Below are 12,447 nucleotides of genomic sequence, written 5' to 3'. Positions count from 1 at the left end.
TGAAAATATGTCCCAACTTCTAAAAGTGCATGGATCAGAAAACCAATTCTTCATCCTAGATCAGACACAACTAAACAAACAATTATCTGATAATGAATTAAAACAACTTGCAATCAAATTGTGTGATTCCAATAATAATATTTTGGATGGTGCCGATGGATTACTTGTCATCAATGATTCTAAATTTGCTGACTGTATCGGACAAATGAGAGTTATCAATGCCGACGGTAGTGAAGCAAAAATGTGTGGTAATGGATTAAGGACCGTTAGTCGATATCTATCTGAGAAATTCAATCAGGATTCATTCAAAGTTGAAACTCTTGAAACTAACTTAGCAGTTAAAAAATCAGAGAATTTCTTCGATAAAGTACCAACGTACAGTGTTGAGATTTCTCCAATATCATTTGCTAAGGATGATTTACCATTTTCATATATGAATAAAATAGAATTAATTGACGAAGATATACCAGAGTTCATTCCAGGGCAAAAATTCACCGCTCTAGCTGTTCCTAATCCCCACTTGATAAGTTTCGTTGATGAGGTAGATGAAGATGATCTAGGACGAATTGGACATGATCTTAACGGTTCCAATGAATACTTCCCAGAGGGTGTAAACGTTAGCTTCTGTGAAATATTAGACACAAACAAACTATTTGTTCAGACATATGAACGTGGAGTTGGTTTCACTAATGCTTGTGGAACCGGTATGTCGGCTACAAGCCTAGCTTTTGCTATGTTAAATAAGAATTATTTTGATCAAGATGAAGACATTACTGTTTTCAATCCTGGTGGAATGGTAAAAACCAATATAAAGCTTGCCAAACGAAAAGAAGATAGTCAGATTCATTTGATTGGGAATGCAACCTTCACCCATGAATTAACAATAAGTGAAAATGATCTTCACGTTGCAAATGTTAATGATATAGACATTTTAGATACTGGCGAAGAAACATATTACCAAGAATTTGTAGATTCAATTAGTAAGATATAATAATAAAACAGTTGCATTATATTCATTGTAAATATATTTCAAAAGTACAAAAAAAGGGACATTTACTTATTTAAAAGTAATGTCCCCTTTTCATTCTATTTAGTGCACCTAGTAGGAGTCGAACCTACAACCTTCTGATTCGTAGTCAGACACTCTATCCAATTGCGCTATAGGTGCATATATAATTTTTCAACATTTAAAATTATACCATATTATCATATATAAATAACACCCAAATTAATATTATTATTGATTACTTTGAATAATTTAGAGTACAAAAAAAGCGTTATATCAACGATATACGCCTCTTTTATAAACGGAGAGTAGGGGATTTGAACCCCTGATACAGGCAAAACCCGTATACATGATTTCCAATCATGCTCCTTCAGCCACTCGGACAACTCTCCATAAAAAACTATAAAAAAATACATCTAATTCATATGAACTAGATGTATTCTCTTAGCATCTAGGTCTTCCTAAGATACTTTGACTCCGGATGTCAGACTCGAACTGACGACACCCTGATTAACAGTCAGATGCTCTACCAACTGAGCTAATCCGGAATAACAGCGTGGCAGCTACCTATCCTCGCGGGTAGTTTCCCACCAACTACTTTTGGCGTGAAGAAGCTTAACTTCTGTGTTCGGCATGGGAACAGGTGTATCCTTCTTGCCATTACCACCACACTATTCGTTACTCGTACCTTCAAAACTAGATATTAAGTTTAATATGAATTATTATAAGAAACACTTCGAACCACTTACTCGGTTAAGTCCTCGATCTATTAGTACTGCTCAGCTCCGTATATCGCTATACTTCCACCCGCAGCCTATCTACGTCATAATCTCTAACGGATCTTACTTCCTTACGGAATGGGAAATCTCATCTCGAGGGGGGCTTCACACTTAGATGCTTTCAGCGTTTATCCCTTCCATACGTAGCTACCCAGCGATGCGCCTGGCGGCACAACTGGTACACCAGAGGTATGTCCATCCCGGTCCTCTCGTACTAAGGACAGCTCCTCTCAAATTTCCTACGCCCGCGACGGATAGGGACCGAACTGTCTCACGACGTTCTGAACCCAGCTCGCGTACCGCTTTAATGGGCGAACAGCCCAACCCTTGGGACCGACTACAGCCCCAGGATGCGATGAGCCGACATCGAGGTGCCAAACCTCCCCGTCGATGTGAACTCTTGGGGGAGATAAGCCTGTTATCCCCAGGGTAGCTTTTATCCGTTGAGCGATGGCCCTTCCATATGGAACCACCGGATCACTAAGTCCTACTTTCGTACCTGCTCGACTTGTCAGTCTCGCAGTCAAGCTCTCTTGTGCCTTTACACTCTGCGAATGATTTCCAACCATTCTGAGAGAACCTTTGAGCGCCTCCGTTACATTTTAGGAGGCGACCGCCCCAGTCAAACTGCCCACCAGACACTGTCCCTCACCACGATTAATGGTGCAGGTTAGAGTTTTCATATAACAAGGGTAGTATCCCACCAATGCCTCAATCGAAACTAGCGTTCCGATTTCAACGGCTCCTACCTATCCTGTACATGTCACACAAAAACTCAATATCAAGCTACAGTAAAGCTCCATGGGGTCTTTCCGTCCTGTCGCGGGTAACCCGCATCTTCACGGGTATTATAATTTCACCGAGTCTCTCGTTGAGACAGTGCCCAAATCATTACGCCTTTCGTGCGGGTCGGAACTTACCCGACAAGGAATTTCGCTACCTTAGGACCGTTATAGTTACGGCCGCCGTTTACTGGGGCTTCAATTCTCAGCTTCGCTTACGCTAACTGATCCTCTTAACCTTCCAGCACCGGGCAGGCGTCAGCCCATATACGTCATCTTACGATTTAGCATAGACCTGTGTTTTTGATAAACAGTTGTTTGGGCCTATTCACTGCGGCTGGCTGTTACACCAGCACCCCTTCTCCCGAAGTTACGGGGTCATTTTGCCGAGTTCCTTAACGAGAGTTCACTCGCTGACCTTAGGATTCTCTCCTCGACTACCTGTGTCGGTTTGCGGTACGGGTAGTTTATTTCTAACTAGGAACTTTTCTTGGCAGTGTGAGTTACTGTGCTTCGCTACTTAAATTTCGCTCCCCATCACAGATTGTCCTTAAAGGTAAAAGCATTTGACTCTTACCAAGACTTTCTGATTGGACACACTTTTCCAGCCGTGTGCACACATCATCCTCCTGCGTCCTTCCATCGTTCAAACAAAATAAACTAGTACGGGAATATCAACCCGTTATCCATCGATTACACCTCTCGGTCTCATCTTAGGCCCCGACTAACCCTGGGAGGACGAGCCTTCCCCAGGAAACCTTAGTCTTTCGGCCGATCAGATTCTCACTGATCTTTCGCTACTCATACCGGCATTCTCACTTCTAAGAACTCCACTGCTCCTTACGGTACAGCTTCAATGCTCTTACAACGCTCTCCTACCACGCATCTTACGATGCATCCACAGTTTCGGTATCATGCTTAGCCCCGGTACATTTTCGGCGCAGAATCACTCGACTAGTGAGCTATTACGCACTCTTTGAATGAATGGCTGCTTCTAAGCCAACATCCTAGTTGTCTATGCGTTTCCACATCCTTTTCCACTTAGCATGAATTTTGGGACCTTAACTGGTGATCTGGGCTGTTTCCCTTTCGACGGTGGATCTTATCACTCATCGTCTGACTCCCGGGTATAGATCAATGGTATTCGGAGTTTATCTGAATTCAGTAACCCAAGACGGGCCCCTAGTCCAAACAGTGCTCTACCTCCATGATCCTATTCCCCGAGGCTAACCCTAAAGCTATTTCGGAGAGAACCAGCTATCTCCAAGTTCGTTTGGAATTTCACCGCTACCCACACCTCATCTCAGCATTTTTCAACATACATGAGTTCGGTCCTCCAGTGCGTTTTACCGCACCTTCAACCTGGACATGGGTAGGTCACTTGGTTTCGGGTCTACGTCTACATACTTAGTCGCCCTATTCAGACTCGCTTTCGCTACGGCTCCGCATTTTCTGCTTAACCTTGCATGCAAACGTAACTCGCCGGTTCATTCTACAAAAGGCACGCCATCACCCCTTAACGGGCTTTGACTACTTGTAGGCACACGGTTTCAGGATCTATTTCACTCCCCTTCCGGGGTTCTTTTCACCTTTCCCTCACGGTACTGGTTCACTATCGGTCACTAGGGAGTATTTAGCCTTGGGAGATGGTCCTCCCAGATTCCGACGGAATTTCTCGTGTTCCGCCGTACTCAGGATCCCGACTAGAGTAGTTCGTATTTCGCTTACGAGGCTTTCACTCTCTTTGGCCAACTTTTCCAAGTTGTTCAGCTATACTTACTTTTTTTCTCATATCGTCAGTCCTACAACCCCAAAGAGCAAGCTCTTTGGTTTGGGCTCTTCCCGTTTCGCTCGCCGCTACTCAGGGAATCGAATTTTCTTTCTCTTCCTGCAATTACTTAGATGTTTCAGTTCATTGCGTCTTCCTCTTAATATGCTATGTATTCACATACAAGTAATCATCCATTACGATGATTGGGTTCCCCCATTCGGAAATCCCCGGATCAAAGCTTACTTACAGCTCCCCGAGGCATATCGTTGTTAGTTACGTCCTTCATCGGCTCCTAGTGCCTAGGCATCCACCGTGCGCCCTTTATAACTTAACCTTGACAAAATATGACTTGCGTCATTTTTATCGCGCAGTTTTCGGTGTTTCTTTAATTCATAATATTACTTAATATCCAGTTTTCAAGGTACGAGTTTGGTAAGTTTCCTTACCTATGGAGGTTAACGGGATCGAACCGATGACCTCCTGCTTGCAAAGCAGGTGCTCTCCCAGCTGAGCTAAACCCCCATGGTACTACTATTCAAATATAATGGGCCTAAATGGACTTGAACCATCGACCTCACGCTTATCAGGCGTGCGCTCTAAACCAGCTGAGCTATAGGCCCAAATAAGCATTAAGCTATAGTAGGCCTCTCAAAACTAAACAAAGTTTTAACTTGTGTATTCCGTAGTGCTTTCGCACTTATCCTTAGAAAGGAGGTGATCCAGCCGCAGGTTCTCCTACGGCTACCTTGTTACGACTTCACCCTAATCATTTGTCCCACCTTAGACGGTTAGCTCCTAATAAAAGGTTACCCCACCGGCTTTGGGTGTTACAAACTCTCATGGTGTGACGGGCGGTGTGTACAAGGCCCGGGAACGTATTCACCGCGGCATGCTGATCCGCGATTACTAGCGATTCCAGCTTCATGTAGGCGAGTTGCAGCCTACAATCCGAACTGAGATCGGTTTTAAGTGATTTGCTTACCCTCGCGAGTTCGCAGCACGTTGTACCGACCATTGTAGCACGTGTGTAGCCCAGGTCATAAGGGGCATGATGATTTGACGTCGTCCCCACCTTCCTCCGGTTTGTCACCGGCAGTCTCACTAGAGTGCCCAACTGAATGCTGGCAACTAGTAATAAGGGTTGCGCTCGTTGCGGGACTTAACCCAACATCTCACGACACGAGCTGACGACAACCATGCACCACCTGTATCCATGTCCCCGAAGGGAAAGACTAATCTCTTAGCTTTTCATGGTATGTCAAGACCTGGTAAGGTTCTTCGCGTTGCTTCGAATTAAACCACATGCTCCACCGCTTGTGCGGGCCCCCGTCAATTCCTTTGAGTTTCAACCTTGCGGTCGTACTCCCCAGGCGGAGTGCTTAATGCGTTAGCTGCAGCACTGAAGGGCGGAAACCCTCCAACACTTAGCACTCATCGTTTACGGCGTGGACTACCAGGGTATCTAATCCTGTTTGCTACCCACGCTTTCGAACCTCAGCGTCAGTTACAGACCAGAGAGCCGCCTTCGCCACTGGTGTTCTTCCATATATCTACGCATTCCACCGCTACACATGGAGTTCCACTCTCCTCTTCTGCACTCAAGTTTACCAGTTTCCGATGCACTTCCTCGGTTGAGCCGAGGGCTTTCACATCAGACTTAATAAACCGCCTACGCTCGCTTTACGCCCAATAAATCCGGACAACGCTTGCCACCTACGTATTACCGCGGCTGCTGGCACGTAGTTAGCCGTGGCTTTCTGGTTGAATACCGTCAATACGTGAACAGTTACTCTCACGCATGTTCTTCTTCAACAACAGAGTTTTACGATCCGAAAACCTTCTTCACTCACGCGGCGTTGCTCCATCAGACTTTCGTCCATTGTGGAAGATTCCCTACTGCTGCCTCCCGTAGGAGTTTGGGCCGTGTCTCAGTCCCAATGTGGCCGATTACCCTCTCAGGTCGGCTACGTATCACGGTCTTGGTGAGCCATTACCTCACCAACTAACTAATACGCCGCGGGTCCATCCTAAAGTGATAGCAAAACCATCTTTTAAACATAAACCATGTGGTAAATGTTGTTATGCGGTATTAGCACTTGTTTCCAAATGTTATCCCCCACTTTAGGGCAGGTTACCCACGTGTTACTCACCCATCCGCCGCTCACTCAAATGTTTTATCATTTTGGTGCAAGCACCAAAAATCAAAAACCAGAGTTCGCTCGACTTGCATGTATTAGGCACGCCGCCAGCGTTCGTCCTGAGCCAGGATCAAACTCTCATATTAAAAGTTTGTGACTCAAAAATTAAAAACTAGCGAACATTGACTTCGTCAATGTTTCTTGTTACTTTGTTACAAATTAACCTTAATTAAAAGGCCTACACAATTGATTGTTAAAACTTTGTTCAGTTTTCAAAGGTCTACTGTCTGTCAAGAAGTGAACTTCTTAACAAGCGACTCAATTATCTTATCAAGTAGTCAACTATAAGTCAAGAACTTTTTAAAATAATTTTTCAATGTCTATCGAGTTGGAAGCTCTCAAGACGTTGTCGCCGTTGCACTGTCGCAACAACAAGTAATATATTACCAATCACAATAGATGTATGCAACCCTTTTTGCGAAAAAAGTTCATTTTTTTTCAAATTCATCACTATTGATGGCTATTACTCTTTAATACTACTACTTTCTTGCGCTTATATATACAAACAAAAAGAGCTTTTGAGAAACGAATTCTCAAAAGCTCTTACTTATTTACTTATCATTATTTAGTTCTGGCGCATCTGTTGTATACAAATCTAGAAGCGACTTGTTATCATTTTGAGCTAATATACTGGTTCCATCCTTCTTACGTGCCGCTTTAAGTTTCTTCAAGGCAGTACTCTTCTTATAGGAGTAATCCTTTTTATTAACCTTAGTAAATCCTGGCAACTTATGGAATCTTAATAGATCTCCATTAATAACACGATCAGACAATGATAGCTCTGTTGTGACTTTATTAGAAAGCTTTGCCTTCTCAGTAGATGATATATTCTTATCTACCTTACCTGTCTTCGTATTATAGAACGTACTTCCTACTTTGGTAACTTTTGGAGTTACAAAATCACCATTTCTAAAGGCTACAACTTGAGAATGCTCTTTAGACAACAGGTCACTTCCGAATTGAATAGTGTTCTTATCACTAACACCTAACAGATTAAGTATAGTTGGAAGAACATCTATTTCACCACCATATGTATGATTGATTCCACCTTTTAATCCATCCATATGTATTATAAATGGTACACGTTGATATTGGGCATTATCAAAATCATCAAAGCCTTTGATACCAGTCAATTTAGCCATGGCCTTTTTATGATTATCAGAAATACCATAATGGTCACCATATAGTACAACCATACTTGTTTTATCCAGACCAGTTTCTTTTAACCAGTTCATGAACTCACCTATAGACTCATCCAAATATCTGGCTGTCTGAACATAACCGTCAACAGTTTTATCACCTGTATCAGTCTTAGAAATACTTTGATTTTTCTTATCCAAGGTGTATGGATAATGGTTAGTTACAGTAATCAACTTAGCATAAAATGGTTGTGGCAATTGTTCAATATACTTAGCTGAATCCTTCAAGAAGATTTTATCCTTCATACCGTATCCAACGTTGTAATCCTTCTTGATCTTATAATAATTGGAACTAAAGAAGTAGTCATAGCCCCATGATTTATAAGCATTATCACGGTTCCAAAAACTTGGTACATCCCCATGGAATGAAGCCGTCGTATATCCTTGTTGATCTAAAATTGCAGGTGCTGCTTGGAATGTATTTGAAGTACCATCAGTAACCATGGCTGAACCTTCAGGTAGACCAAATAGAGAATTCTCAAGCATCAATTCAGCATCTGCTGTTTTACCTTGTCCAACTTGATTAAAGAAGTTGTCAAAACTCAACGTATCATCTTCATGATAAATCTTGTTTAAATTAGGAGTTACTTCCTCCCCATCCCACTTATAATCAATCATAAACTGTTGCAAACTTTCCAAATGAATAACAAACACATTCTTGCCTTTTGCTACACCAGTGTATTCTACATTTGGAGTTGCGTAGTTACTCTTCATGTATTTCTCAATAGAATCTAGATCTGAACTCTTAGCCTTAGCCTTTACAGCATTAGTTTGAGACGTCTTAACCACGTCATAGATATTGAATACATTCAATCCTAGATATTTAACAATATAGTTATTATCAAATGTTCTAGTAAGAAGTTGTGATCTGTCACTTTCAGCCAAAGTTAAATTAGCTCCAAATAACAAGACAGCTAATGTACTGATTAAGACAGGAATACGCCAATTCATGCGTTTGATGTCCATTTTGATTACATGGAATGCTAATAAAAGAACCAAAACTAGTACATCAATAAAAACCAAAAAGTCAGTCGGTCTAACAATTCCCAAGATACTCTTTCCTAAATTGTTAGAGACTGATCCAGACCCTTTGATTAGTACCATTGTTAGAAAATCGGAAAATTCTCGATAATATAAGATATTAGAGAATAACCAAACTGTATCCAAAAAGTCTACTATAAGTAAAAATATGTATGACTTTCTTCCCTTCATGTACAGTGCAATACCAAATAGCAATAACATTATCGGTATCGGATTAATAATCATTAGAAATGTTTGAATTGAACCTTTTACACCTAGATTAAACTTAGTGGTATACGCGTATACCGTTTTCATAGTATATAAAAGTACGGCTAGTATAACAAAACCTAGCCTAGTGTTTAAAAAATTAGAAATACCTTTAAAAATACGCTTCATTATTTACGCTCCATAGATTTACTAACAACTTTATGATGTCTCACTTAATTTTCGGTTTTTTCGAAACCGCAACAATCCCCAAAAACATCCCCAAATAGTATGTAATAAATCTCCATAAAAACATACCTAGTATCAATCCAGATGGAGATGGAATGAAACCAGCAAATAGTGTTTTGAAACTAAATTCCGCACCACCTGAACCCCCAGGAATTGGGAAGATAGACGTGATCATTACAATCATTATGTGCATTACTAAAACATCCACAATATTTACGTGATCACAATTCAGTGCAAGCAATACGAAATACACTACAAAGTAATATAAGAATAGCTGAATAATCGTCAATAGTGAAGCTTTAACGACTTTTTTCTTTTCACGTTTTAAAACTAAACTCTCATTATAAAAACTATCAATGCTTTTGATAGTTGACTGCAAAATTCTATCTCGTTTTTCCTCTTTAAGGAAAAAAAAGTACTGGTTTAAGGATGACATGAACCATTTTTTTAGTGAAATCATAATAATACATGATCATCAACAAAAATGAAATCGTAACTAAATGTATTACCATTCCAAATACAATCAATGTTGCAAGACCTGAGAAGTGTTCAGCAACACTTCTAAAGCTCACCAACATCGCAATAATGAAGTTAATTAATACCATCGTTTGGTAAATAACAAATTTCATCAATAATACCGAGCTTGCACGCCCGGCGTTAATCTTGGATTGCATTAAACCAATCAATTGAGCAGGTTGCCCCCCTGAAGAGAATGGAGTTATCGCATTAAATAATGCCTGAATCAATGGAATGCGGTACATCTCCCACCAACCAAACTTTCTATCTTCATCCTTTTTCAATAAGGTATGCAAAACTAACGCTTCCACACCATATGATAATAATATAGATAACACTGCGATTAACAACCAAAAATAATTAAGGTTTTGAAACGTAGTTACTAAAGACTGGAAGTTGATTTTTCTAGCTTCCCACCAAAAAATACTAAATCCCAGTCCCAGCATTATAAATAGTGCAAAAACATTTTTTTTACTCATTATTTATCCCGTTTAGCAATTTTATATTGATCATTATAGAAATCATACCAAATCTTACTCAAATTATCTTCTGAATATTGATTTGTGGCTGCTTTAGATTTCACTTTAAACTTATCTAAGATTGATCTGTCCATATTAGCTTTGTTAATAAAATCATTCATTTCAAAGCGATTATTGGCTGGTTGATAATAACCATCAATAATTGCCTTATATAAATCAAGGTCACGTAATAAAACTGGAGCACCACAACTAAATGCTTCCAAAACCGACATAGGGAATAATTCATCATATGATGGTAATAGGAACAAATCACAAACGTTATAGTAATTGACCAACTCATTACGATCCACAATACCTGTGAATTTCATATTCTTGGGTGGATTTTCGACCATTCTCTTATAACGATCATAGCCATCGGTTATTTTACCAAAGGAAAAACCGCCTGCCCAAATGAATTCAATGTCAGGATTCAATTCTGCTAATTTAAAGAAATCATCAATTCCCTTGCGTTCTTGAACTTGTCCATCCCCAAAAACAATGAATTTACCTTCAGGAATACCAATTTTTTTACGAAAATCTATCTTTTCTTCTTTGGTCTTCTCGTAAAAATTCTCGGTAGAAACAAAGTTTGGAATATATTTGATTTTCTCTCTATCCAATCCATGTTTCACCAATTTATCGATAAATGTTGGATTAACGACAACTATTTGGTCCATTCTCTTATAAAAATCAATTACATACTTATAGAAAACCATTCTTGCTGGCTTAGGTAATTTAATACTACCTTCCAGTGTCTCTGGCAAGAAATGTACATAACCAATTTTTCTACCACGTTTTTTTGAGAACGTTGAAAGATAAAACTGTGGATCAATAGTATGATAGTGGCTCAAATCACTACGTCCATAATTATTGATTTTTATATCAAACTCATTACTAAATCTATCTTTTAACAAATTTATCAATTCCACATAGGCACTACCGACCCCTTGGCCGGCTACTTTATCTGCAGACGAAAACATATTAATTTTAATCATTAGAATACTCCTCTGGATCTATTGATGAGTCCGATAGTTTCTCACGTACAAAGTATTCTTCTGAACGACGATAAAAGTCCAAAATAGAATTACCAAAACTATCAGATGATATATTATAAAGAATTTTTTGGCGAGCTTCACGATCATCAAATGAATTAGGATGATCTAAATAAGCAATAATCCTGGGCACAAGTTGACTATCCTTTGAAAATGTCACTCCAACTGAAGGGTCAGTTAGAAGTTGGTCTGTATAAGGCGCACTACGTACTACGATCTTCAAACCGGATGCAATAGCTTCAATATATGTTAATCCTTGAGACTCTGTATCACTTGAAGATACAAATATGTTCGCTAAATGATAGTATGGAGAAATTTTATCATGTTCAACTTCTCCTGTAAAAATAACATTATCACTAATACCAAGACTATTAGACATTTCAACTAATTCATCCATATCTGGACCGTCTCCAACAATCACTAACATAATATCAGGATTGTATTTCAACAATTCAGGCATCGATTTTAGCATATGATCAATTTTCTTTTCCAGAGCTATACGGCTTAACATCAAAATAACTGGTGTATCTTCAGAAATACCCAATTTTTCCCGAACATCAGACGCATTAACCGGCTTAGTATACTCTGATAGATCGACCCCTGTAGGAATTATAGAAATTGGTGCAGGTACATTATACCTATCCAAAGTTGTCTTCACTTGTTTACTTGGAGCAACAACCCCGGAAGCATTTTTTAAGAACATACGTGACATTTGCTTAACATGATATGGCTTAAGTAAATGCCCATTCAATACATAATGCAAATAATCCTCATACATTGTGTGATAAGTATGAACAAAAGGTATCTTCAATTGCTTCGCCACAAATTTACCCATTAATCCCAATGAGAACTCCGTTTGTGTGTGAATAATATCCAGTTTCAATTCCTTAGCAAGTTCCACAGCATGGAACATCCCCCTGATGGCAATTCTTCTATCAGTAAATGAAATGAACGGCACACTTCCCACACGGAAGATATTAGGTTCAATAGTTGTTTTCGAAACATTAGGATCTGTAGTAGTAAAAATATATACTGAATTTCCTTTTCGCTCCAAATCGTTCTTCAATGTCTGGATCGATGTAGCTACTCCACTAACTTGAGGGAAGTATGTATCGGTAAAAATTCCGATATTCATAAAAACATCTCCTCACAA

At 39.7% G+C, this 12,447-nt stretch carries 4 protein-coding genes, 5 tRNA genes, 3 rRNA genes and 1 pseudogene; 1 reads left to right on the top strand and 12 read right to left on the bottom strand.

Annotated elements, in window-relative coordinates; all coding sequences use genetic code 11:
• Positions 1-7: 7 nt before the first annotated feature.
• A complete protein-coding gene (gene dapF / locus BTM29_RS07480) occupies positions 8-991 on the top strand; it encodes a diaminopimelate epimerase (protein ID WP_076615574.1) in 984 nt (327 codons plus the stop codon).
• Positions 992-1,094: 103 nt separating this feature from the next.
• Here dapF and BTM29_RS07475 read toward each other — a convergent pair.
• From BTM29_RS07475 to BTM29_RS07420, 12 genes and pseudogenes are all read right to left on the bottom strand, one after another.
• Positions 1,095-1,168: transfer RNA gene (locus BTM29_RS07475), tRNA-Arg, on the bottom strand.
• A 140-nt stretch (positions 1,169-1,308) separates the two neighbouring features.
• A tRNA-Ser gene (locus tag BTM29_RS07470) sits at positions 1,309-1,398 on the bottom strand.
• An 83-nt stretch (positions 1,399-1,481) separates the two neighbouring features.
• Positions 1,482-1,554: transfer RNA gene (locus tag BTM29_RS07465), tRNA-Asn, on the bottom strand.
• Between the two features lie 6 nt (positions 1,555-1,560).
• Positions 1,561-1,677: ribosomal RNA gene (gene rrf, locus BTM29_RS07460) — 5S ribosomal RNA — on the bottom strand.
• Positions 1,678-1,755: 78 nt separating this feature from the next.
• Positions 1,756-4,672 (bottom strand): 23S ribosomal RNA (locus BTM29_RS07455).
• A 115-nt stretch (positions 4,673-4,787) separates the two neighbouring features.
• Positions 4,788-4,860, bottom strand: a tRNA-Ala gene (locus BTM29_RS07450).
• A gap of 23 nt (positions 4,861-4,883) precedes the next feature.
• Positions 4,884-4,958: transfer RNA gene (locus BTM29_RS07445), tRNA-Ile, on the bottom strand.
• Positions 4,959-5,045: 87 nt separating this feature from the next.
• Positions 5,046-6,622: ribosomal RNA gene (locus tag BTM29_RS07440) — 16S ribosomal RNA — on the bottom strand.
• Together the 16S, 23S and 5S rRNA genes with 5 tRNA genes alongside form the textbook arrangement of a ribosomal RNA operon.
• A gap of 465 nt (positions 6,623-7,087) precedes the next feature.
• On the bottom strand, positions 7,088-9,151 hold the full coding sequence (locus tag BTM29_RS07435) for an LTA synthase family protein (protein ID WP_076615570.1): 2,064 nt from the start codon (positions 9,149-9,151) through the stop codon (positions 7,088-7,090).
• Positions 9,151-10,203 (bottom strand): annotated as a pseudogene (locus tag BTM29_RS07430) (lysylphosphatidylglycerol synthase transmembrane domain-containing protein). The gene BTM29_RS07435 and the pseudogene BTM29_RS07430 overlap by 1 nt, the downstream one beginning before the upstream one ends.
• Positions 10,203-11,237, bottom strand: coding sequence for a glycosyltransferase family 4 protein (locus BTM29_RS07425; protein ID WP_076615566.1), 1,035 nt, complete (start codon positions 11,235-11,237; stop codon positions 10,203-10,205). Before BTM29_RS07425 ends, BTM29_RS07430 begins: the two are co-directional and overlap by 1 nt.
• The gene (locus BTM29_RS07420) at positions 11,230-12,429 is read right to left on the bottom strand and encodes a glycosyltransferase family 4 protein (RefSeq protein WP_076615562.1); all 1,200 of its coding nucleotides are present in this window, start codon (positions 12,427-12,429) and stop codon (positions 11,230-11,232) included. Before BTM29_RS07420 ends, BTM29_RS07425 begins: the two co-directional genes overlap by 8 nt.
• Positions 12,430-12,447: the final 18 nt, after the last annotated feature.

It is taken from the genome of Companilactobacillus allii, assembly GCF_001971585.1.
GTDB classification, from domain to species: Bacteria; Bacillota; Bacilli; order Lactobacillales; family Lactobacillaceae; genus Companilactobacillus; species Companilactobacillus allii.
The sequence above is the reverse complement of the archived record's forward strand: the minus strand, read 5'-3'. Positions and strand labels throughout refer to the sequence as shown.

What these genes read in the sequence shown, in the direction of transcription:
- dapF (WP_076615574.1), top strand. Translation starts at nt 8, where the DNA reads ATGTCCCAACTTCTAAAAGTGCATGGATCAGAAAACCAATTCTTCATC.
- BTM29_RS07435 (WP_076615570.1), bottom strand. Translation starts at nt 9,151, where the DNA reads ATGAAGCGTATTTTTAAAGGTATTTCTAATTTTTTAAACACTAGGCTA.
- BTM29_RS07425 (WP_076615566.1), bottom strand. Translation starts at nt 11,237, where the DNA reads ATGATTAAAATTAATATGTTTTCGTCTGCAGATAAAGTAGCCGGCCAA.
- BTM29_RS07420 (WP_076615562.1), bottom strand. Translation starts at nt 12,429, where the DNA reads ATGAATATCGGAATTTTTACCGATACATACTTCCCTCAAGTTAGTGGA.